The 19,734-nt window shown below is 60.8% G+C and carries 24 protein-coding genes and 1 tRNA gene; 11 read left to right on the forward strand and 14 right to left on the reverse strand.

Annotated elements, in window-relative coordinates; genetic code table 11:
- Nucleotides 1-807: 807 nt before the first annotated feature.
- Nucleotides 808-1,599, reverse strand: coding sequence for a DUF6602 domain-containing protein (locus J6525_RS10870; RefSeq protein ID WP_225644304.1), 792 nt, complete (start codon nt 1,597-1,599; stop codon nt 808-810).
- A 428-nt stretch (nt 1,600-2,027) separates the two neighbouring features.
- Nucleotides 2,028-2,978 carry a BstA C-terminal domain-containing protein gene (locus tag J6525_RS10875; protein WP_225644306.1) on the reverse strand — a complete coding sequence of 317 codons (951 nt, stop codon included), beginning with the start codon at nt 2,976-2,978 and terminating at the stop codon, nt 2,028-2,030.
- Nucleotides 2,979-4,003: 1,025 nt separating this feature from the next.
- Here J6525_RS10875 and J6525_RS10880 point away from each other — a divergent pair.
- Nucleotides 4,004-4,261, forward strand: coding sequence for a PilZ domain-containing protein (locus J6525_RS10880; protein ID WP_225644308.1), 258 nt, complete (start codon nt 4,004-4,006; stop codon nt 4,259-4,261).
- A 130-nt stretch (nt 4,262-4,391) separates the two neighbouring features.
- The gene (locus tag J6525_RS10885; protein ID WP_225644309.1) at nt 4,392-4,640 is read left to right on the forward strand and encodes a hypothetical protein; all 249 of its coding nucleotides are present in this window, start codon (nt 4,392-4,394) and stop codon (nt 4,638-4,640) included.
- 18 nt (nt 4,641-4,658) lie between these two features.
- On the opposite strand, the gene J6525_RS10890 is transcribed toward J6525_RS10885, so the two are convergent.
- From J6525_RS10890 to J6525_RS10910, 6 genes are all read right to left on the reverse strand, one after another.
- Nucleotides 4,659-5,300 (reverse strand): glutathione S-transferase family protein, encoded by a 642-nt coding sequence (locus J6525_RS10890; protein ID WP_225644403.1) that lies wholly within the window; start codon nt 5,298-5,300, stop codon nt 4,659-4,661.
- Between the two features lie 145 nt (nt 5,301-5,445).
- Nucleotides 5,446-5,571 (reverse strand): hypothetical protein, encoded by a 126-nt coding sequence (locus tag J6525_RS46935; protein WP_283848619.1) that lies wholly within the window; start codon nt 5,569-5,571, stop codon nt 5,446-5,448.
- A 75-nt stretch (nt 5,572-5,646) separates the two neighbouring features.
- Entirely contained in the window at nt 5,647-6,099 is a 453-nt protein-coding gene (locus J6525_RS10895; protein ID WP_092083428.1) for a VOC family protein, read from the reverse strand.
- Between the two features lie 828 nt (nt 6,100-6,927).
- A complete protein-coding gene (locus J6525_RS10900) occupies nt 6,928-7,131 on the reverse strand; it encodes a hypothetical protein (protein WP_225644311.1) in 204 nt (67 codons plus the stop codon).
- Between the two features lie 212 nt (nt 7,132-7,343).
- Nucleotides 7,344-7,571 (reverse strand): hypothetical protein, encoded by a 228-nt coding sequence (locus tag J6525_RS10905; RefSeq protein ID WP_225644313.1) that lies wholly within the window; start codon nt 7,569-7,571, stop codon nt 7,344-7,346.
- A gap of 68 nt (nt 7,572-7,639) precedes the next feature.
- Nucleotides 7,640-7,813: a hypothetical protein gene (locus tag J6525_RS10910; protein ID WP_225644315.1), complete on the reverse strand. Its 174-nt coding sequence runs from the start codon at nt 7,811-7,813 to the stop codon at nt 7,640-7,642.
- Between the two features lie 170 nt (nt 7,814-7,983).
- Between J6525_RS10910 and J6525_RS10915 the strand changes: the two genes are divergently transcribed.
- Nucleotides 7,984-8,331, forward strand: a complete 348-nt coding sequence (locus tag J6525_RS10915; protein WP_168858947.1) for a GrlR family regulatory protein — start codon at nt 7,984-7,986, stop codon at nt 8,329-8,331.
- 255 nt (nt 8,332-8,586) lie between these two features.
- A complete protein-coding gene (locus J6525_RS10920) occupies nt 8,587-8,772 on the forward strand; it encodes a hypothetical protein (RefSeq protein ID WP_225644317.1) in 186 nt (61 codons plus the stop codon).
- Between the two features lie 462 nt (nt 8,773-9,234).
- Here the strand turns inward: J6525_RS10920 and J6525_RS10925 are convergent, their stop codons facing one another.
- Nucleotides 9,235-9,396 carry a hypothetical protein gene (locus J6525_RS10925; protein ID WP_162832435.1) on the reverse strand — a complete coding sequence of 54 codons (162 nt, stop codon included), beginning with the start codon at nt 9,394-9,396 and terminating at the stop codon, nt 9,235-9,237.
- Nucleotides 9,397-9,648: 252 nt separating this feature from the next.
- On the opposite strand from J6525_RS10925, the gene J6525_RS10930 reads away from it, so the two are divergent.
- The 4 genes from J6525_RS10930 to J6525_RS10945 all read left to right on the forward strand — a co-directional run bounded on the left by J6525_RS10930 (nt 9,649) and on the right by J6525_RS10945 (nt 12,080).
- Nucleotides 9,649-10,410: an SIR2 family NAD-dependent protein deacylase gene (locus J6525_RS10930; RefSeq protein WP_225160997.1), complete on the forward strand. Its 762-nt coding sequence runs from the start codon at nt 9,649-9,651 to the stop codon at nt 10,408-10,410.
- A 209-nt stretch (nt 10,411-10,619) separates the two neighbouring features.
- Entirely contained in the window at nt 10,620-11,282 is a 663-nt protein-coding gene (locus J6525_RS10935) for a cold-shock protein (RefSeq protein WP_057018559.1), read from the forward strand.
- Between the two features lie 122 nt (nt 11,283-11,404).
- Nucleotides 11,405-11,884, forward strand: coding sequence for a DUF192 domain-containing protein (locus J6525_RS10940; RefSeq protein ID WP_225644319.1), 480 nt, complete (start codon nt 11,405-11,407; stop codon nt 11,882-11,884).
- Between the two features lie 119 nt (nt 11,885-12,003).
- Nucleotides 12,004-12,080, forward strand: a tRNA-Pro gene (locus J6525_RS10945).
- Between the two features lie 196 nt (nt 12,081-12,276).
- Here the strand turns inward: J6525_RS10945 and J6525_RS10950 are convergent.
- A complete protein-coding gene (locus J6525_RS10950) occupies nt 12,277-12,459 on the reverse strand; it encodes a hypothetical protein (protein WP_129964999.1) in 183 nt (60 codons plus the stop codon).
- Between the two features lie 425 nt (nt 12,460-12,884).
- Here J6525_RS10950 and J6525_RS10955 point away from each other — a divergent pair, with 425 nt between their 5' ends.
- Entirely contained in the window at nt 12,885-13,661 is a 777-nt protein-coding gene (locus J6525_RS10955; protein WP_092083424.1) for a cyclase family protein, read from the forward strand.
- 322 nt (nt 13,662-13,983) lie between these two features.
- Here the strand turns inward: J6525_RS10955 and J6525_RS10960 are convergent, their stop codons facing one another.
- On the reverse strand, nt 13,984-14,265 hold the full coding sequence (locus J6525_RS10960) for a hypothetical protein (RefSeq protein ID WP_092083423.1): 282 nt from the start codon (nt 14,263-14,265) through the stop codon (nt 13,984-13,986).
- Between the two features lie 366 nt (nt 14,266-14,631).
- Between J6525_RS10960 and J6525_RS10965 the strand changes: the two genes are divergently transcribed.
- Entirely contained in the window at nt 14,632-16,449 is a 1,818-nt protein-coding gene (locus J6525_RS10965) for a carbamoyltransferase family protein (protein ID WP_225644321.1), read from the forward strand.
- Nucleotides 16,450-16,634: 185 nt separating this feature from the next.
- On the opposite strand, the gene J6525_RS10970 is transcribed toward J6525_RS10965, so the two are convergent.
- Nucleotides 16,635-17,798 (reverse strand): OpgC domain-containing protein, encoded by a 1,164-nt coding sequence (locus tag J6525_RS10970; protein WP_050384313.1) that lies wholly within the window; start codon nt 17,796-17,798, stop codon nt 16,635-16,637.
- A 243-nt stretch (nt 17,799-18,041) separates the two neighbouring features.
- On the opposite strand from J6525_RS10970, the gene J6525_RS10975 reads away from it, so the two are divergent.
- The gene (locus tag J6525_RS10975) at nt 18,042-18,347 is read left to right on the forward strand and encodes an ETC complex I subunit (protein WP_016846428.1); all 306 of its coding nucleotides are present in this window, start codon (nt 18,042-18,044) and stop codon (nt 18,345-18,347) included.
- A gap of 45 nt (nt 18,348-18,392) precedes the next feature.
- On the opposite strand, the gene J6525_RS10980 is transcribed toward J6525_RS10975, so the two are convergent.
- Nucleotides 18,393-18,887: an Lrp/AsnC family transcriptional regulator gene (locus J6525_RS10980; protein ID WP_028332152.1), complete on the reverse strand. Its 495-nt coding sequence runs from the start codon at nt 18,885-18,887 to the stop codon at nt 18,393-18,395.
- 2 nt (nt 18,888-18,889) lie between these two features.
- Nucleotides 18,890-19,543 (reverse strand): TetR/AcrR family transcriptional regulator, encoded by a 654-nt coding sequence (locus J6525_RS10985; protein ID WP_092083420.1) that lies wholly within the window; start codon nt 19,541-19,543, stop codon nt 18,890-18,892.
- Between the last annotated feature and the right edge of the window lie 191 nt (nt 19,544-19,734).

Raw genomic sequence — 19,734 nt, forward strand, 5'->3', positions numbered from 1 at the left:
CGATCTGTGACATGACGTACCTAGCAGGTCTGAGAAGCGTCAAGATCAATCGAGAGCGCATATTCGAGAGCGCGAATTGGCGTTGCTACCTTTGTGACCAGCTCACGCCGCCGGATCTACGCGGTTTTGCTTACAGACCTAACGCCCCGAGCATTGACCACATAGTACCCAAGGGCTGCGGCACAGATGAGGCCGATAACCTGAGATGCTGCTGTAGGCTTTGCAATCTCGAGAAAGGGACCGCTGCTCTATGGAATAAGATATCTATCTATGTGAGTCCGCCTGACATTGACGTTTTCCCAGAGGTGTTGGCCTCGATTTTGCCGAGGCAGCCAACGTTGGAAGATCTGGTTCAGCTATGGCGCACTAACTTTATGTTCGAAGGAAAGCGGGTCGACGTGTACGATCAGAACGCATTCTTGAAGTTCTACAATCTTCTCTCGAGTAAGACCTTATAAACACCTGCGCCGACAAGACAGCCAACAAACGAATAGATCGCAGCGGCGAAAATCCCCTCGCGAAATAGGACAGGACGTCACCAGCGGCAGATCCCGTTGGATAACCCGCAATTGACACATCCACCGCGCCCGCGATGACGGCAATTGTGACGCTGCACGGCAAGATCCAACTGGCGGCAGTTAGGTTGATGCCCCGGTAAAAGGCTAACATCGCCAATGTCAGCACTACACCTGAGGTGAAGGGTAGCCATTTGACCAGCGGGCTAAGCGCATAAAGGCTGTACATTGAATAGCCGATCGGTTGATGAATCTGCTGCCTGCTGCCGTCATGGCTGCACGCTCGTGAACATCATGCTCTGCTCATGCCCTTTAGATAGGCCTCTAGGTCTATCGGGTGGACGAGATAGTTTTCCTGACCCTTGATAAGGTTGAAGTAGAACGTCAGAAGGCCGTTTCCGTCCCGGCCAAAGAGTTCGGCGGGAGTGCGGAAGGCCTGCCTGGCGGCAAACCAATTCCTGTCGAGAACACAAACGCCGTGCACGTGAGAGTGGTCGGAGTCTAGGCGCGCTCGGAGCTTGGCGCAGAAATGATCGTAGGTCGGGCCGAGGCCTTTTTGGGAGAACGCGAAGATGTAATTGCGGGGCGGAACAGTTCCCTTATGTTTTTTTGAAGTTGCCGTCCGCTTGCCTTTGATAGTTTTAAAGCCTGGAACCATGTAGTGGCGCTCTTTGCAGACCTCGCGCATCCGCATGATGGCCTTGATCGATTGGTCTAGGCGTTCCGCATTGAGCACAGACTTCACTTCAATCGTCGCATAGACCATTTCAGCGGGAAACACGCACGAACCGTACTCAACGAGAAGTGGCGAGTTGTTTAAGTTGTCATAGATGACAATGTCGGTTTGTGCGCTGGCTTCGCCGCGGGAATTTATGATCACGCCTGTGCCAACGGAGAATCGCTTTGGAAGCGTCTTAGTGAGAATGTTTTTCAGTATCTCTTCGGCGATGCGCCCACGCTCGACGTTGTGGGGCATGAGTTTCGCAAGTTGATCTTGCGCATGCTGCGCCAGGAATTGCAGGCCGTCGAGATAGATATTATGGCTCGCTGAAGGCGGCGGCTTCGTTTGGTTCGTGCGAGCCATTATGAAATATCCCAATAGAATAGATCGTTGCGTCGGAAATTCTTTCTTCAGAACGGCGGGGAGGTGCCGAGTCGTCGTGGGTGTGGAGGGAGATTTTTCAAATCTGGCCGTCTAGTGCTGGTCGAAGAGGCCACTCGCAGGTTCGAATTAGGCCAGCGTGCTGAGAATACTGCTAACTGCACCAAGGGCGACCGCAATGGCCGACCAGCCAGCCGCGCGCCGGTTCCCTGTGTGCGGTCTCCTCGAGCCATTTTTCTATCGGGGTCATGCCGTCCTCAGCCTTAACATAATTGATTATGGCATCCATTTTGGGGGGCATGCCAATTGCGGATCTATACCAATGCCACGCAGCAAGAAGGCCTGAACCTAACGCCATAGCGGCAAATATCACTGCAGCTGTTTTCACTTCATGATCCCTTGCCCAATTATTAGGATGGCTTGGGCAATGACGCCGGGACAAGTGCTTCGAGAGCAAGCTTCACGAAAGAGGGTGGAAGTGCCCCCTGCTTGGCTTTGCCAGTTAGATACGCCGGCATCTTGTCCTGCAAATAGACGTCTCGCATCCAGCGACGAAACTCACCGAGACAACTATCAGGGTAACAGTATGCAGGCTGCGGGTTGGATGCGGCTTGCGGGAAGTAGCTTGGATAATTGTGCTCATACTGGATGCGAGGCCCATGGATAATTTCTAATCCAGCATCCCGCCAGTGATTGGCCCAATGCTGACCGACGCTGATGTCCGGAATGAACTTGTCGTCTACGTTCGCGCCTTGCCGGATCAGCGTTACGATGATGTCGGACATTTCCTTGAAGACGCTGAAGTAGCCGTGAGGAACCGTGTGAAAGACCAGCGAAACACGGTCGTGAAATAGACTCCAGCTATCCGGAACTCGCGCGCTCGGACTATAGCCGAGTTGGGTATAGATGAACTCTCGCAGCGCCATCCCGGCCAATTGCCGGAAGTTTTGTATCGCTTCGGTTTTGACATTGGCGCCTGCCTCGAACGCGTAATACTCGAGGATCGCAAGACAGACATAATCCGGATAGGCGTAGACTTGCCGCCGCTCATCCGACATGTCGAAATACGGAGCCGGCGGCGTTTGTCCTCGCGCCGAGAGTAGATTCTTAATTGTGGTGATGCGCGGCTTCTGGACTTGCTCGTCCCATTCGGCCCCGATGCTGCCGATATGCGCGTTTTGAACGCCACACAATCTCGCCAGCCCACGCTGGGTCAAGAACGGGGTGCCATCGCTAAGCACGCCCATTTCGATCCCTTGGATCTCCGTCTGCTTATCAACGTAAATGTCAAATGACCCCTGCGCGGGGTTGATTTCCTTCGGGCCTGTTTTAGTAGGTAAGTGCTTGATTTCTTTAGCCATGGGGCCGATTTCCTCAGAGACTGGCTCGCGAATCAGTGCAAGCAGGTTGCATTGAGATATATCCTGCAACCGGTCAGTTCCGCAGCCTCAGCGACGCGGTTATCCTCCCTTTCCACCCTGAATTTTACGAGCTTCAGAGTCACCTCCACGTAGATACATGGCGTAGATACACGTCGATGGCCATGAAAAATAACTAATTGAAATATAATAAGAAACAAATCCGTCGCTGTAGGTTTCATTCCGCTAGGGAGCGCCATCACGGCCAAAGTGAACACTCCACAAGATCAGACATTTAAGCGTCCAGATTGACATTTTCGGCGCATCACCCGGTCGATCTCGCGACGACAGTTCTATCAGCAACTTCGGGAAGTGATCCCCAAGCGCGAGCGATCGCCGCGCTTGGGGCCGGAACGGTCCAGGGTGAACTGGCGCTGGTCTTTGCTCTGCCGTCAGACCGGCAATTGCCGCAACTGCTTCTTGATTGGGGCTTACAAGATTGGCGCTGCTCGGAGCATGACGTCAGGGCAGCCCGATGACTTTTTCGGGCTGCTGCGCGACTGTGCGAATTGCTGGATCAATTTCGCCTGGAAATGATCCACACGACGATCGGCCAGCTCGGCTCATTTCGTAATGCCAATTGGTAAATTGGATTGGCCGGGTCGTCCGGGATGGGTTTCATCCGAAGCGGGGATGCCATCAAGCCGATCACCTCGCGGTTGCCCCATTCTCCACAAACGATCGACTCGGCGTTCGCGTTGTCAGATATCAGCTTTAGCGATTCCGGAGTGAAACGCCAAAAGTCCTTCGGCGCCGCGTGAATGCCATTGACGAAACATGTCGTGTGACAGACGTAGCCGCCCGGCTTCACAACTCTGATTGATTCAGAGAATGCTTTTTGGGGATCTCCCTCGCTGTGCCGCGCTGGCAGATGTAGATGTGAACAATCCCGAGATCGCTGCAATCTGTCCTTCTTTGGCAACCCTTTGTAAAGCCAACGGCGATACGGCTGGGTCCGGGATGATGTGATGGCTCCAGGGACCAAGAAGCGCGAAACGCGCAAATCGCTGCGGCAATCCGGCTGGATCACGCTCGACGGCGGATTCGCCGCGCGGCCCTGCGTGGTCGAGGACATGTCCTCGTCGGGCGCCAAGATCACGGTCGAGGACAACAACACGCTGCCGGCAAAGCTGCGGCTGGCGTTCTCGCGCGACGCCCGCACCGGGCGCGCCTGCGAAGTGGTGTGGCGCGAGGGCAGGACGTTCGGCGTCAAGTTCGTGCGGTAGAGCACGATCCGAAAAAGTGGATCCGGTTTTCCGAACAGATCATGCTCAAGAAAAGAGCTAGCTCATGCCGCGATCCTTCCCGATCGCATCATGAGCTAGCCTCATCCGGTGGCGTGGGATAAAAGGCCGGATGCGCAAGACCTGCATTGCCATCATCGCCGTCCTGCTTCCGGCCGCCGCAGTCGCGCAGCAGGGCGACCGCCGCGATTTCCAGACGCCCACCGACGCCGGCAAAACCTTGCCGTTGAAATCCGCGACGCGGAGCAATCCATGCGCGTCGTACGGACCCGGCTTCGTCAAGGTCGAAGGCTCCGACACCTGCGTGAAGCTCGGTGGCGCCGTCAGCGTCGGTGGCGGGATGTCCAGCGGCGGGCGTTAAGCGGCTTGCCGCCCGCGCTCACGACATGGGCGGCGCGATGAACCGCACGAAGGCCGGCCGCCCCGCGATCTCACCGAACCAGCGTTCGAGATGGGGCAGCTTCTGCTTGGTAACGCCCTCGACGCCGAGCCAGCGCCGCGCAAAGGCGCCGAGCGCGACGTCGGCGATCGTGAACTGATCGCCCTCGATGAAGCGGCGCCTTGCAAGCTGGGCCTCGACGACGCGCCACACCACGCCCTCGGCATCGGCGTCCTTCTGGATCTGGACCATATCGCGCTTCTCCGGCGGCGTGCGCACCAGCCCCCAGAACACCGGCCGGTCGACCGGCTGCAGCGTCGACAGCGTCCAGTCGAGCCAGCGGTCAACGGCGGCGCGCGCCTTGGGCGCTTGCGGATAGAGCGGCGCGCCATGACCATAGGCCATGCAGAGATAGCGCATCACCGAATTGGATTCCCACAGCACATAGTCGCCGTCGACCAGCGTCGGGACACGGCCATTCGGATTCATCGCGAGATAGTCGGGCTGATCGTTCTTGCCGAACTGCATGCCGGCATCGATGCGCTGATAGGGGAGGTCGAGCTCGGCGAGACACCAGAGCACCTTCTGCACGTTGACCGAGTTGGCCCGACCCCAGATCGTCAGTTGCGGCTTACTGTCCATCACGCGTTTCTTCCCGCTGTTGTGCTTTGCGCGCGTTCATAGCTGAAGCGTCGGGGAAAAGCGCGGGGTGAATTGTACCGAGAGCAAAAAAAGGCTCCGCCGCATAGCGGCAGAGCCTTGTTGATAGCGATGCATCAAGACGCCGTCAGTGACCGAACAACAACCACAACACGATGATCACCGGGATCGGCACACCCAACAGCCAAAGCAAAATTCCTCTTCCCATCGTTGCCTCCTCGCATGCTTGTGAGGGAGCAACGTCAACGATCATGTCGCGTTCCTCGCGATCGCTCGGCGCTTCAGCAAGGGCGAAACGCCGACAGGAACGTAGGAGCGGGCGCGGTGTTTACCAATGGCCGGTGTTCGGCATCGATGCCCACGGCTCGGCCGGGGCTTTCGGCTCGCCCTTTTGCAGGATCTCGATCGAGTGCAGGTCGGGCGAACGCACGAACGCCATGTTGCCGTCGCGCGGCGGACGATTGATGGTGACGCCCATCTTCATCAGCTTCTCGCAGGTCGCGTAGATGTCGTCGACCTCGTAGGCGAGATGGCCGAAATGGCGGTCCTCGCCATACTTCTCCTCATCCCAATTGTAGGTCAGCTCGACCAGCGGGGCGCCGCGGGTCTGCGGCTGGGACTTGAGCAAATGGAGGTCTTCCTCCGCACAGAGAAACACCAGCGTAAAGCGGCCCTTCTCATTGTCGATGCGGCGCACTTCCTTCAGCCCCAGCGCGTCCTGATAGAATTTCATCGCGACATCGAGATTGCGGACGCGCAGCATGGTGTGCAGATAGCGCATTTTCTTATCCTCCTGCGGATTCAGAGATTTTGTTTGGGCTCGGGCGAGACGCGCAAGGAATAGCAGCAAAACGCGACGCGGGGCAGGGGTTTGCGCGAGTTTTGCCGATCGCATTTCGCCTTTGCATGCTCACGCCTTCGCGAGCGCTGGCTCCCGTTGCGCCGCGCGATCGCGCAGCCAGGTATGGAAGGGACGTGCCGCGACGCGCTTGCGCAGCAGCGGATGCAAGCAAGCCCCGCCCAGCAAAATTTCTGGGACGGGGCTTGTGGTCGAGCCTTGGAGGCGCGGCCTCTATCGCACCGATTGCCGATCACGGCCAATCAAGGACGCGCGAGGTTGGACGGCCTCTAAAGCGCAAAACCCCGCGAGTGGGCTCGCGAGGTCTGATGCCGACCGGCCTTGGGGAGATCGTGCCGGCAACCGGCATACAATGTCGCTGCGCGCGGAAGGTTCCTGGGTCCGGAAAATAGAAAGCCCCGCAGGCTGGATGCGGGGCTTTCCCAGCTGACGGACTGGGGATCTCTCAGGGCGTGAGCCGTCAACTGTTGGAGACCAAACTTAAGGTTGAATTTGTAAAATGCAACAGCGCCGCGTAGACGGAGTATGTTCGTCCCACAGCGCTGCGCCCGATGCTGGGCCCTGAAATCCCCCAGCGCCCTTTATGTCTTCGCGCCGCGCGAAAGGTTCAAAAGAAAGACCCCGCGAGGGGGATTCGCGGGGTCTTCCAAAGCCGACAGGGCGGTGAGCTGTCGGCACCACGCGTGACGTGCCGTTGCGCTGTTCAACGCGGTTCCGGCCGGCTGGGGTCCGCCGGCTGGCCGATCGGCGTCAGGAACGTCCGGCTTTCCAATCGGGCTGCACCTCGTATTCATCCCGCTCGACGCGATAGCCGGCGGGCAGGATCTGGCCACCGAGTTCGTCTGCGACCGGAACATCCTCGACAAGACCGTCGATCAGCGCCGCCTCCCAAACTTCCTTCTCCGTCGCGAACGATCTTCCGAGCTGCGTCTCGCCGCGGAACAGGGCGTACATGGGCGCCTCCACAAAACAAAACCCCGCCAGTTACCGAAGTAAGCTGACGGGGCTTGTTGAGCTGATATTTCCGGTGGATTTCTCCCTCGTTGTACCGCTCGCCAAACTAACGGCGGAACGAGAGACTCGTTCCTTCCTTTTTTTGATGGTCGCGTCTTTTTTTAAGGTCGTTTTTTAAGATCGCAGCTTCCCGGAGGTTCCGTCGTGGGAACCTACTTTTTTGCGTCGTCCCTTTTTGCCGCGCCCTTTGCCGTGTTCTTCATCTCGGATTTGTTGGCCCGCTTCACATCCATCCCCGTGGTGTCCATCGCGCCGCTCTGAGTGGCTCCGTTGGTGTTTTCAGGCCGTTCCATGCCGCTCTGCGGCGCTGGACCAATATCCTGGGCAAAGGCCGCGCCGCATATCAGGGTGAGGACGGTGACCGCGATCAGCTTGCACATGAGTGCCTCCTGGCGTCACCAGGATGACCCGTGCGCAGTCGAGAGGTTCCTGTCGGCCGGCGCCGCTCTCACACCTTGATGTCGAGGATGGTCTCGACCGCATCACGGTCGGCCTGGTTCTTCGCGGCGAAGACATCCAGCACATCCTCATTGATGATGCGCGGCTGCTCCTTCGCCGTCTGGTCGACGACGAGCTGCACTCTGGCTTGCGTCACTTCGACAGGTACGGGGTATACGAGCATGGCTCTCTCCCTCCGGAGGATCGAACCTTGTCAGGGCTTTCTTAACGATTTGTAAGCGCCCAGGGCCCGCTTTTTGCCTCGATTCGGACGGGGCGGACCGTATCGGCCCGCTCGCATGCCGGCCGGGTTGGAGCCATACTGCGGTCCGTCAGGACCGGGCGGCGCGATCGATGAAGAATGGGCTCTATTCGATCCACATCCACATGACCGACGGCGTGAAGGGCCGCGACAGCGGCATCCTGATCCTGCGCGACGGCCTCTTGATCGGCGGTGGGCCATATTTCTGGTCGATCGGGGCCTACACGGCCGGCGAGGGCACCTGGAAGGGACATCTCAGCACCAACCAGCATTCGCCCTTCGCCGACCCGTTCACCCGTCCGCTGTTCGCCGGACAGGAGGTGACGAGCGGGTTCTCCGGCACATTCAGCGGCGACGAGGCCGAGGTGTTCGGGACCGTGCTGGTTGGAACCCGCAGCCTGGGTTTCCGGGCGACCCTGAAATGGCTCGCCGATGCTTGAATGCGCGCACGCGGCGCAAGGCTGTGGATGAGCGTGCAGCAAGAACTGTATTTTGTTGGATAATTGGACCCGCTGGGCGCTGTGAATTTGCTGCGGACAAGCGGGGGATATCGCTGTGAATCCCGCTGCGGCCGCCGATCGGGAGATCCGGACGAGGCGTTACCCGGCCACCGCTAACCCTACCTGGTTAGGTTAAGAGCAGCATCGTGTTGTCACCACCTGCGATTGCGATTGGGATGGCTGCGGGTGACAGCCATGATGCCATCGTTCCACAGTGCTGATCGACCGACCCACCGGCGCGTGATGGTGGTGGGGCTGCTGTTCTGCTTGGCTTTTGTCGCGATCAGCTTCTGGCTGCGGCCGCAGCCGGAGAGCGGCAAGGTGCTTATGAAGGCGGACCGGCTGGTCCGGACGGCGGGAGAGGCTCGGAAGGCAAACTGAAGACGGCCAGCCGAGGGAACGGCAAGCCGAGACGCGCCGCCGGCGCTCAGTCCGGCAGCTTCCCGTTCGGATGCTTGTGATACATCGCGATGCCGATGAAGCCGGCAAAGCCCATCACGTTAAGCAGCAGTTCCATCCATGCCGGCATCGACGCCAACCTTGTTCACCGCCAAGCTAATCACTGAGGTTGTATTTTTGTTCCAGCGCTAACCGATGGTAGCTTTGCGCTATCGCATGGCTGGCGCGTTTTCGAGCGATCCGATCGGAACGGAAAACGCTCGAGGGAACCGGAACTGCGTTTGCGGCAACCATCGCACAGCGGCACTGGCAATTGACATAAGCCCGGAGCAAACCGTTCGGGGGCTTTCTCACTTGCGCCTCAAGGCGCAATCGCGGGCGCCCGGACCATGAACGCGGTCGCCTGGCAGGGCATCAAGCGGTCTTGCGTTAAGCGGTCTTGCGTTAAGCGGTCTTGCGTTGAAATCCACTCCAGGCATTGCCGAGCGTGTTGTCGTAATATTCCTGGCGATCGCGCTCGAACTTCTGCTGCGTCGCCCTGAAGCTGGCGACGCGTGCGACGATCTCCTCGCGCTCGCGCGCGACGCGGTCTTCCTGATCGGTCATGCCCATCCTCCTGGCCGTGGTCCTGTCCCGGGCGCATTGGCGTCGGCGAATTGGGCGTCAATGCGGAGCAGCCAGTGCAGGAATGTGATGATGCTGAGGCGGTGGAAGAGCGACCAAGCGGATGCGCCGACGCAGGTGATCGAAGGCCGATCGATCAAGGCACCCTGACCGCAGCCGATCGCTCGCGCAACGGTTGAGCTCGCAATCGGTCTGGCCGTGCTATAGTCGCTGCGGCCAACCGGATTGTTTCCAGTGATCGCGAAAGACTTGCGCAGCGGCGTCGAGCAGCTCGGCAACATGATTGCCGAGGCGTCGTCCATCGTGCCCTTCACCGGGGCTGGCATCTCCACCGAGTGCGGCATTCCCGATTTCCGCTCGCCCGGCGGGCTGTGGACCCGCAACCGACCAATTCCGTTCGACGAGTTCGTCGCCAGCCAGGACGCGCGCGACGAGTCATGGCGGCGCCGCTTTGCGATGGAACAGACGTTTGCGGCGGCCAAACCCGGTCGCGGGCATCGCGCGCTTGCGTCGCTCTACCGGGCCGGCAAGGTTCCCGGCATCATCACGCAAAACATCGACAACCTGCATCAGGCCTCGGGCTTCAAGGCCGACGACGTGATCGAGCTGCACGGCAACACGACCTATGGCCGCTGCATCGGCTGCGGCAAGGACTACGAGCTGTCGTGGGTGAAGCAGCAGTTCGACAAGGCGGGCAGCGCCCCCGACTGCGCGGACTGCGGCGATCCGGTGAAGACCGCGACGATCTCGTTCGGGCAATCGATGCCCGAGGACGCGATGCGCCGCGCGGCGGAACTCTCCCGGCACTGCGACCTGTTTCTGGCGATCGGCTCATCGCTTGTGGTGTGGCCCGCCGCAGGCTTTCCGATGATGGCGAAGGAGAGCGGTGCGCGGCTCGTGATCATCAACAACGAGCCGACCGATCAGGACGACATCGCCGATCTGGTGATCCGCCACGACATCGGCGACACGCTTGGTCCTTTCGTAGGCAATTGATGCCTGATTGATTCGCGGCCGTGCAAGCCTGTTCATAGTTCCCGCAAGAATCGTTTTTTAGCTATGCCCCGCAAGCGGGAGTGTTATCTTTTGGTTGAGAGATTCGCGCGGCGTCCAAATCAGTCCGAGTGAGTTGGTCATGGAGAGCAGCGTGTACAGGGTGCGCCGCAACGACGGCGATCTGCATTTGATGTGTGGGGTCCGGGGTCATGGGGTCGGACGGATTTGAGTCCAAGAAGCTCGGCGGACCGCCGATGGGCGGAGTTGGGCAAAGCAGGATTGGTCAAGGCGAGTATGGAAGCGCGCCACGCGATCCGGCGATGGATGCTTTCTCAGGCCTCGGCGACGCAGCGGCCAACCTCGTCGAAGTTTCCGGCGTCATCAAATGGTTCGACGCCTCGAAGGGATACGGCTTCATCGTCCCCGACAATGGCTGGCCCGACATCCTGCTGCACGTGACCGTGCTGCGGCGCGACGGCTATCAGACCGCCTATGAAGGCGCGCGGCTGGTCGTCGAATGCGTGCAGCGCGCGAAGGGCTACCAGGCTTTCCGCATCGTCTCGATGGACGAATCGACCGCGATCCATCCGGCGCAGATGCTGCCGCCGCGCACCCATGTCACGGTGACCGCGACCAGCGGGCTCGAGCGCGCGCAGGTCAAGTGGTTCAACCGGTTGCGCGGCTTCGGCTTCGTGACCTGCGGCGAGGGCACGCCCGACATCTTCGTGCATATGGAGACACTGCGTCGCTTCGGCATGACCGAACTACGCCCCGGCCAGTATGTGCTGGTGCGGTTTGGGCCCGGCTCCAAGGGCATGATGGCCGCCGAGATCCACCCGGAGACCGGTCCGTCGGCGCTATCGTCGCACTGATCCAGGTCTGATCCCCCCTGACGGAAACGTGAGCCGCCGGCGAGCCGTCTCGGCTCTGGCATTTGCCGCAATCGTCGGGTTAGGGTCCGCCGGAAAATCTTCCCCGGTGTGAGTATTTGTCGATGAATTTCGTTCGCATTGTTGGGCGCCGTCGTTCGTGGCTGATGGCCTGCCTCGTGATCATGTTCGGTGCGCTGCTGGCTCCGGCCGCGCAGGCTGCCAGCGTCCAGCCGCTCGAGATCGTCACCAAGTCGGGCGTGCACGTCTTCTCGGTCGAAATGGCAACCACCGAGCAGGAGAAGGAGACCGGCCTGATGTACCGGAAGGAGCTCGCGGACGGGAAAGGCATGCTGTTCGACTTCTCGCCGGAGCGGGAAGTGTCGATGTGGATGAAGAACACCTACATCTCGCTCGACATGATCTTCATCCGCGCCGACGGGCGCATCCTGCGGATCGCGGAAAACACCGAGCCGCTCTCGACCAGGATCATTCCGTCGCGCGGGCTCGCAAAGGGCGTGCTCGAGGTGATTGCCGGGACCGCGCAGAAATACGGCATTCAGCCCGGCGACCGGGTTGCCCATCCGCTGTTCGGCGGCCGTTAGCATTCGGTTTTGACGCGATTTCCGGACGGAAAACGGTGCCGGATTCGCCGCACGAAGCCCCCATCCGTGCCTTGCTGGCGCTGGCTGAAGCGTGTATCCACGGGGCTTCTCGGAAATGTCGGGGTATAGCGCAGCCTGGTAGCGCGGCAGTTTTGGGTACTGCAGGTCGTTGGTTCGAATCCAGCTGCCCCGACCATCCAAATCAAAGACTTAACAGAGACGCTCCGTCGGTAGATGAGGCGGACGCGATGCTTATGATCGGCGCGTGCTCGGCACTCGTGTCTGAGCTGGTCCACAAATCGCGGTCAGTTGGCACCCTGAAATAGCAAGCGCGGGACCGAAGCTCCGCGGCTCCACTGCTCGCAACTTCAGCCGCCCGGGCGCTGACCAGATCAACGAGCCGGCGGGTTGTAGCGATCCAGGATCACGGTTCTTGAGCCACTCTCCGGCGGCCGCGAGATGGGGTCGTCGAATTTGTGATAGCGGTCGAACTGCTGCTGCTCATCGCGCAGATGTGGCGCTTCGGCGGACGAGTAGGCTCTATTTGCACCGTTCCAGTGATCAAATCCCGACACGACGCAACCCCGCCTTGGTTCAGATGCAGGTTGGTTAGCATCGTTGCTGGGGTATCTCTGTATCGGCGTGGCAACACCACCAGCAATCCGCGCGAAATGAGCACACGTATTGTTTCCGTGGCTCTCTGTGCGTGAACAGCGTTCCGGCACGGGTAACCAAGCTTCGGCCGGATTGTCTCGCCTGAGGCAACAACGCCGCCTGGACGGAATATGCTCGTCCAGACGGCGCCGTCGAAATACTGGGCCCTGAAATCCCCAGTGCCAATGGGTCGTGCGGGCGGGGGATAGGTTCAACGTTGCGCCGCCTTGCCGCAGTCCAAGCCACGACATCGTGAGCGGCGATCTCGAGCGGATGTGGCTTGCCGATAACGCGCGCGCGCTGGCAGGGTAGTTCGGCCCGACAAGACCAATCCGCGAGAAGCACCATGGCGCGCAGACTGATCGATATCTCCGTTCCCCTGCAGAACGACGTTCCGGCCGATCCGCCCGGCAACCATCCGACCATCCAGTATATCGATCACCAGCAGGGGCTACCGCGCATGCTGCAGTTCTTTGATGGACTGAAGGCGGAGGACCTGCCCGACGGACAGGGCTGGGCCGTCGAGCAGGTCTCGCTCTCCACCCACAACGGCACGCATCTCGATGCGCCCTGGCATTTCCATCCGACCATGAACCGCGGCGAGCGATCCTGGACCATCGACGAGGTGCCGCTGGAGTGGTGCTTCCAGCCGGGCGTGAAGCTCGACTTCCGCCATCTGCCTGACGGTTATGTCGCGACCGCCAAGGATGTCGAAGCCGAGCTGAAGCGCATCGGCCACACGCTGTCGCCGCTCGAGATCGTCGTCGTCAACACCAGCGCGGGCGCGAAATATGGCCAGCCCGACTACGTCAATTCGGGCTGCGGCATGGGCTACGAGGCGACGATGTATCTGCTCGAGCGCGGTGTGCGGCTGACCGGCATCGACGGCTGGAGCTGGGACGCGCCGTTCGTCTTCACCGCGAAGAGATACGCCGAGACCAGGGACGCCAGCCTGATCTGGGAAGGCCACAAGGCGGGGCGGCACATCGGTTACTGCCACATCGAGAAGCTGCACAATCTCGAGCAGCTGCCGTCGACCGGGTTCATGGTGTCGTGCTTCCCGGTGAAGATCGAGCGCGCGTCGGCGGGCTGGACGAGGGCGGTCGCCATCCTCGACGGCTAGGCGCGCCGGGGTTGTGATCGGCCAGCTTCGGGAACCGGTGGACAGGCTGTGCATTACGGTGGGTTGTTGCGGCACCGCTACAGCTTGAGGCAGCCGAATCTGCTTTCATGCACGCAGTAGATGCATTGGGTGATCAGGCCGCCGGCTCGTCCTCGCGTCCCGATTTCGGAAGCGTTCTCTCCCGTGACTAGAGCCCCGGCGTCTCCCGGGGCTCTTTCTTGCGTGCTGCAGCTGAGGCTGGCCGCAAAAGAAAATCAGGTGCGCCGCGATCGACGCACCTGACCTTTGTCTTTTAATATCGCTTGTGTCGGCCGGGTGGTTGTTACCACCGGCAAACGCGAACACCACGCGGGGTCCACCAGCAACGGGGCCCACCGCCGTAGTAGCCATAGCCGCGGCCGTATCCATACCCGCGACCATAGCCCCATCCGCGGCCGCGGCCCCAGCCGCCGCGATAGCCCCAGCCACCGCCACGTCCGCGCCAGTAGGCTTGCGCCGGCGCTGTGGTGACGCCGACCAGGATGGCGGAGGTGCTTGCGACATAGACGAACAACAAAGCGACTGCTGCCAGGCAACGAGTCAGGATATTGTAGCGTTTAGTCATTCTGAAGATCTCCAGTCCACTTCCAAACATCTGAACTGATGCTGGCTGTCTCGCTTAGACGCGCGAGACCGGCATTCGGTTCGAGCATGCTAAGACAATATTTTCACTAAGGTTCTTGCGAGCTTTAACGACTCTATTGAGACCAACAAGTAAGGTCAAGTTACAGTCCCGCCTGCAGAGGATGCTGTCGTTGCTGCGCTCATCTTGTCGTTCATCCGCCGTTCATTCTGTTCATCTTGCGTTGCGCCGATTTGATTTGTGCATCGCAGAAGCAGAGGTTTGAGAACCTCGGAAAATGCCGGCGAGAACTTGAAGTCGACACGATCCTGTTCTCTCAGCGTTGCTGTATCCTTCCAAAGAGTGCCCATGCCGAAACAACACACTTACGTCCTTGGTCTCAACGTCTACGACCATGACGTCAGCGCCTGCCTGCTGCGTGACGGCGCGATCGCCTACGCGATCTCCAAGGAGCGCATCACCCGCGAGAAGCACGCGTCCGGCTTCTACAGGGAAGTCGTCGACTACTGCCTGTCGGCCGAGGGCATCACCCTCGACGACGTCGATCTCGTGGTGCGCAACAGCTACATCCTGCCGGTGCCCGAGATGGAGGAGCGGATGCTCCACCAGGATATGCCGGGCTTCCTGCCGATCGCCGAACGCAACGAAGCAATCAAGCACCCGCTGTTTCGTTCCAAATCCGACAAGGTGGTGTCGATCTCGCATCACCTCGCGCATGCCTACAGCGCGTTCGCGGTGTCGCCCTTCAACGACGGCGTCGTGATGATCGTCGACGGCGTCGGCAATTATCAGGCCGACGCGATGGAGTCCTATCCGCAGGATGGGGCGTCGCCGCTGGCCCGCGAGTCCGAGAGTTACTACAGGTTCGACGACACCAGGCTCGAATGCCTGAAGAAAGTCTTCATGGAGCCGGCGCGCGGGCTCTTGTCGGACGAGTTCTACAACATGCCGGGGCTGGGGGCGCTGTACAGCCGTGTCTCGACCTATGTATTCGGCGACTGGAACAAGTGCGGCGAACTGATGGGGCTGGCGCCCTATGGCCGCCATGAGCAGGTCGGCCATCTGCTCGAGATGAAGGACGGCAAGCTGCACGTGCCGTTCTGGGGCGCCGAGAACCAGCAGCCCTTCGTGCTCGACAGCGGCAGCTGGGACAAAAGCCCGACGATGCGGCACTGGGAGGACATCGCCTGGCGGGTGCAGGACGACACCGAGAACGTGCTGCTGGCGCGGGCGCGCTGGCTGCGCGAGACCACGGGTGCGAAAAATCTCTGCATCGCCGGCGGCGTCGCGCTGAATTGCGTGGCCAACGGCCGCATCGCGCGCGAGTCGGGTTTCGAAAACATCTGGATCCAGCCCGCCGCCGGCGACGACGGGATCGCCATCGGTTGCGCCTATTACGGCTGGCTCGAGGTGCTCAAGCAGCGCCGCTCGTTCGTGATGGACCACGCCTATGTCGGGCGGCGCTACAGCGAGGCCGAGGTGGCCGCCGCGCTGCAAAGCTTCCTGGTGCGCATCCAGATCGACGCGAAGCGCAGCGACAATATCTGCCGCGACACCGCAAAGCTGCTCGCCGACCAGCGCGTGATCGGCTGGTTTCAGGACCGTTCCGAGTTCGGTCCGCGCGCGCTCGGCAACCGCAGCCTGATCGCCGATCCGCGCAAGGCCGAGATGAAGGACATCCTCAACAGCCGGGTCAAGCACCGCCAGGCATTCCGGCCGTTCGCGCCGATCGTGCTGGCCGAGCGCATGAAGGAGATCTTCGAAGGCGAGGAGGACTCGCCCTACATGCTGATCGCAAAGCCGGTGCGGCCGGAATGGCGCGACAAGATTCCGGCGATCGTGCATGTCGACGGTTCGGCGCGGGTGCAGAGCGTGCGGGAAGAGACCAACCCGATGCTCTATCGCCTGCTGAAGGAGTTCGAGGCGCTGACCGGCGTGCCGGTCCTGATCAACACCTCGTTCAACGTCAAGGGCGAGCCGATCATCGAGACGCCGCAGGACGCGGTGAACTGCTTCCTCACCACCGGGATCGACAACCTCGTGATGCATGACACGCTGGTGTCGAAGACCGCCATGCACAAGGTCGTCACGCCCGTGATGACGACGTTCGGCGACGTCGCCACCATCGTCTCCTCGACCACCCAGGACACCAGTCGCGGCGGCTAGAGCGTTTTCGAGCGAAGTGGGCACCGGTTCGCGTGAAGAAAACGCGTCAAAACAAGAATCTAGAGCTTCGGTTCTGATTCAATCAGAACCGAAAATGCTCTAGAGCATGGCCCGGAAAAGTGCGAAGCGGTTTTCCCCGCGACAAATGCGAAGCGTTTGCGCGGCCTTGCTCAAAAATAAGGGACTTACGCCGCCTTCGCCGGCGCCGTGGGTTTTGCCGCCGGCGGCTTGACCGGCTTGTCCTGCCGCTTCGACCACGAGATGTAATAGGCCACGATCGTCATGATCGCGATGCCGGAGATGCTGACGAAGATCTGCGCGAACAGCGAGCCCGAGCTCATCGAGAGCTCGAAATGTCCGACAAAGGACAGGAACACGCCGACGCAGAACACCGCCAGCGACTGCTGGCCGCAGACGATCAGGGGATCGAACACCTTCCACTCCAGCGCCGCCCAGTCCTTCGGGATGAAGCGGATCACCAGCACCGTGATCACCACGAAGTGCAGGAAGCGATACGGCGCGAGGTTGGTCTTGTCGTTCGGGTTGAAGGCCGAATAGAGCCAGTCCGGGAACATGGCGCCGAAGTCCGGGAAGCGCCCGGCCATCGTCATGATCAGCGCGAAGATCATATAGGCGATGCAAAACCACAGCGTGTAGCGTGAGTTGATGATGCGCATGTTGTTGCGGGCGCCGCCCATCGCGCACCACGAGCCGAACACGAACAGCACCTGCCAGGCGAATGGATTGAAGTACCAGCTGCCGGCCGGGTAGGCCGGCAGGTTCCAGCCCTGGTGGCGCGACACCAGCCACAGCACGAGCGAGGCCGCCATGGTCCAGTTCGGCCGCCGGAGCATGAACCACAGCACCGGGGGGAACAGGCCCATCAGCACGATATAGAGCGGCAGCACGTCGAGATTGACCGGCTTGAATTTCAGGAACAGGCCCTGGCGCAGCGTCTCGGTGGCGTTGTCGACAAGGCCGGCGACGTTGAACTCGTTGATGATCTCGGAATCGCCGAAGCGCAGCGCCAGATAGCTGATCGAGGCGATGTAGATCACGAACAGGATGATGTGGGCGACATAGAGCTGCCAGACCCGCTTGGTCAGCCGGGTGGCGCCGACGATGAAGCCGCGTTCCAGCATCATGCGGGCATAGACGAAGGAGGCGGTGTAGCCGGAGATGAAGACGAACAGGTCCGCGGCGTCGCTGAAGCCGTAATTCCGCGTCGTGATCCAGTTCACGACGTTGTCGGGGATGTGATCGAGATAGATCGCCCAGTTGGCGACCCCGCGGAACAGGTCGAGCCGGAGGTCGCGTCCTTTTTCGGGCAGGGTAGCGTGGATTTCCATGGCGCGCCGTTTCCTCGAGGTGATGCTTGTCGAGAAGATCGCGCCGCGGGCCCGGGGGACTGCTAAGGGAAGCCTCCCGAGGCCAGATTGTCACAGCGCGGTAGAATGACTATACCGGTCCGGCGAAGGCTGCCTCCGAGATCGAGGAATCACCGATCAGATCGTTGATAGGTGTCTCTATACTATCCCGGCGGTTTCCTTCAAATCGCTTCCATGTCGCACATCCCACGGGGCCGACCATCCATGACCGCACGCATTTTTAAGCCCGCCAAAAACGCGATGCAATCGGGACGTGCCAAGACCAAAGAGTGGCAACTGGACTACGAGCCGGAGCAGCCGCGCTCCGTGGAGCCCTTGATGGGCTGGACCTCGTCCACCGACATGAAGCAGCAGCTGACGCTGCAGTTCGAGACCAAGGAAGAGGCGGTCGCCTATTGCGAGCGCAAGGGCATCGCCTACCAGGTGATCGAGCCGAAGGATTCGGCGCACCGCCAGATCGCCTATGCCGACAATTTCGCGTTCCGCCGCTGGGAGCCGTGGACCCACTAAGGTTGGACGCACAAAGGTCGGCGCCTAGTCCAGACTAGCGCCCGATCAGCTCGCCGCGGGCGCGGCGAGGGCGCCCGGGATCGGCAGCGGCGCGTCCTTGGAGACGCCGAGCACCGGAAAGCTTCTGATCTTGCGCACATTGGGCAGGCCGGCGAATTGCAGCAGCTGCTGGCGCATGTCGTCGACGCTGGGTGCGACGCATCTCAGCATGAAGTCGGCATCGCCCGAGATCCGCCAGCATTGCAGGAAGCGTGGCACGGCCGCCACATCAGCCTCGAACGCCTCGATCGCGCTCAGGGTCTGGCTGTCGAGCTGGATCAGCACGAAGGTCGTCACCTCATAGCCGAGCAGCCGCTCGTCCAGCGTGGCGCGGATCGCCTGGATCACGCCGCGGCTGCGCAGGGCGCGAACCCGGCGCAGGCAGGGCGGGGCGGTGATGCCGACCCGTTCAGCAAGCTCGTTGATCCTGATCCGGCCGTCCCGCTGCAACTCGGACAGAATCCGCAGATCGATGTCATCGAGCTGTGGGCGCTCGGTCACGGTTACGAGCCCGCCACGGCGGCGCGCCGGCTGTCGCTGCCGTGGCTCGCCTGGTCGATCGCGGCCTGCGGCGCGACGCCCGACAGCACCAGCTTCTCATGCGCCGCGATGATGGCGTCGCGGGTCAGCCGGCCGCCGGGGCGGTACCAGGTGCACAGCCCGGTGAGCAGCGCAAGGATCGCGAAGGTCGCGACCTGGATGTCGACCACCTCGAACACGCCGTCCGACGCCCCGTCGGTGAGGATCTGCGCCAGCCGCTGCTCATAGGCGCCGCGCAGCGCCACCACCGCGTCGTAGTTCTTCGCATCGAGGCTGCGCAGCTCGGAATTGGCGATGAAGACCTCGCGCTTGCGGGTCATGTGGTAGGTGACGTGGAACGCGACAAAGGCGCGCAGCTTCTCAACCGGATCGGCCTTGCCCTCGAGCGCAAGATCAAGCTCGCGCAGCAAATCGTTGATATGGTCCTGGACCAGATCGAACAGCAGGTCCTGCTTGGTTGAGATATGGTTGTAGAGTGAGCCTGCCTGGATGCCGACCTCGGCGGCGAGCTGGCGCAGGCTCATGGCCTCGTAGCCGTGCTCGAAGATCAGGCGCACGCCGGCCTTGCGGATCGCCTCCAGCGTGGTGGGGCCGTGTGAGCCGATCGTGCGTGCCATCGGGGCCTCGGAGGGTGTTGGCTTGCCAGGGAGGACCAGGAAACAAGCGAACGACCGTATGTATATCGCACGAAATCCCAGTGAATTCCAAATAATTTCAATGAACTGCGGATTTCGCGCGCAAACCATAGCACGATTGCTTGCGAAGCCAAGAAAAAAACGTATGATCGTTTAATTGCAAGATGAATCTC

It is taken from the genome of Bradyrhizobium australafricanum (assembly GCF_020329495.1).
Lineage (GTDB): Bacteria > Pseudomonadota > Alphaproteobacteria > Rhizobiales > Xanthobacteraceae > Bradyrhizobium > Bradyrhizobium australafricanum.

Excerpts from the sequence above, each read along its gene's own strand:
- J6525_RS10870 (WP_225644304.1), bottom strand. The coding sequence starts at position 1,599 with ATGGCTCGCACGAACCAAACGAAGCCGCCGCCTTCAGCGAGCCATAAT.
- J6525_RS10875 (WP_225644306.1), bottom strand. The coding sequence starts at position 2,978 with ATGGCTAAAGAAATCAAGCACTTACCTACTAAAACAGGCCCGAAGGAA.
- J6525_RS10880 (WP_225644308.1), top strand. The coding sequence starts at position 4,004 with ATGGCTCCAGGGACCAAGAAGCGCGAAACGCGCAAATCGCTGCGGCAA.
- J6525_RS10885 (WP_225644309.1), top strand. The coding sequence starts at position 4,392 with ATGCGCAAGACCTGCATTGCCATCATCGCCGTCCTGCTTCCGGCCGCC.
- J6525_RS10890 (WP_225644403.1), bottom strand. The coding sequence starts at position 5,300 with ATGGACAGTAAGCCGCAACTGACGATCTGGGGTCGGGCCAACTCGGTC.
- J6525_RS46935 (WP_283848619.1), bottom strand. The coding sequence starts at position 5,571 with ATGATCGTTGACGTTGCTCCCTCACAAGCATGCGAGGAGGCAACGATG.
- J6525_RS10895 (WP_092083428.1), bottom strand. The coding sequence starts at position 6,099 with ATGCGCTATCTGCACACCATGCTGCGCGTCCGCAATCTCGATGTCGCG.
- J6525_RS10900 (WP_225644311.1), bottom strand. The coding sequence starts at position 7,131 with ATGTACGCCCTGTTCCGCGGCGAGACGCAGCTCGGAAGATCGTTCGCG.
- J6525_RS10905 (WP_225644313.1), bottom strand. The coding sequence starts at position 7,571 with ATGTGCAAGCTGATCGCGGTCACCGTCCTCACCCTGATATGCGGCGCG.
- J6525_RS10910 (WP_225644315.1), bottom strand. The coding sequence starts at position 7,813 with ATGCTCGTATACCCCGTACCTGTCGAAGTGACGCAAGCCAGAGTGCAG.
- J6525_RS10915 (WP_168858947.1), top strand. The coding sequence starts at position 7,984 with ATGAAGAATGGGCTCTATTCGATCCACATCCACATGACCGACGGCGTG.
- J6525_RS10920 (WP_225644317.1), top strand. The coding sequence starts at position 8,587 with ATGATGCCATCGTTCCACAGTGCTGATCGACCGACCCACCGGCGCGTG.
- J6525_RS10925 (WP_162832435.1), bottom strand. The coding sequence starts at position 9,396 with ATGACCGATCAGGAAGACCGCGTCGCGCGCGAGCGCGAGGAGATCGTC.
- J6525_RS10935 (WP_057018559.1), top strand. The coding sequence starts at position 10,620 with ATGGGGTCGGACGGATTTGAGTCCAAGAAGCTCGGCGGACCGCCGATG.
- J6525_RS10940 (WP_225644319.1), top strand. The coding sequence starts at position 11,405 with ATGAATTTCGTTCGCATTGTTGGGCGCCGTCGTTCGTGGCTGATGGCC.
- J6525_RS10955 (WP_092083424.1), top strand. The coding sequence starts at position 12,885 with ATGGCGCGCAGACTGATCGATATCTCCGTTCCCCTGCAGAACGACGTT.
- J6525_RS10960 (WP_092083423.1), bottom strand. The coding sequence starts at position 14,265 with ATGACTAAACGCTACAATATCCTGACTCGTTGCCTGGCAGCAGTCGCT.
- J6525_RS10965 (WP_225644321.1), top strand. The coding sequence starts at position 14,632 with ATGCCGAAACAACACACTTACGTCCTTGGTCTCAACGTCTACGACCAT.
- J6525_RS10970 (WP_050384313.1), bottom strand. The coding sequence starts at position 17,798 with ATGGAAATCCACGCTACCCTGCCCGAAAAAGGACGCGACCTCCGGCTC.
- J6525_RS10975 (WP_016846428.1), top strand. The coding sequence starts at position 18,042 with ATGACCGCACGCATTTTTAAGCCCGCCAAAAACGCGATGCAATCGGGA.
- J6525_RS10985 (WP_092083420.1), bottom strand. The coding sequence starts at position 19,543 with ATGGCACGCACGATCGGCTCACACGGCCCCACCACGCTGGAGGCGATC.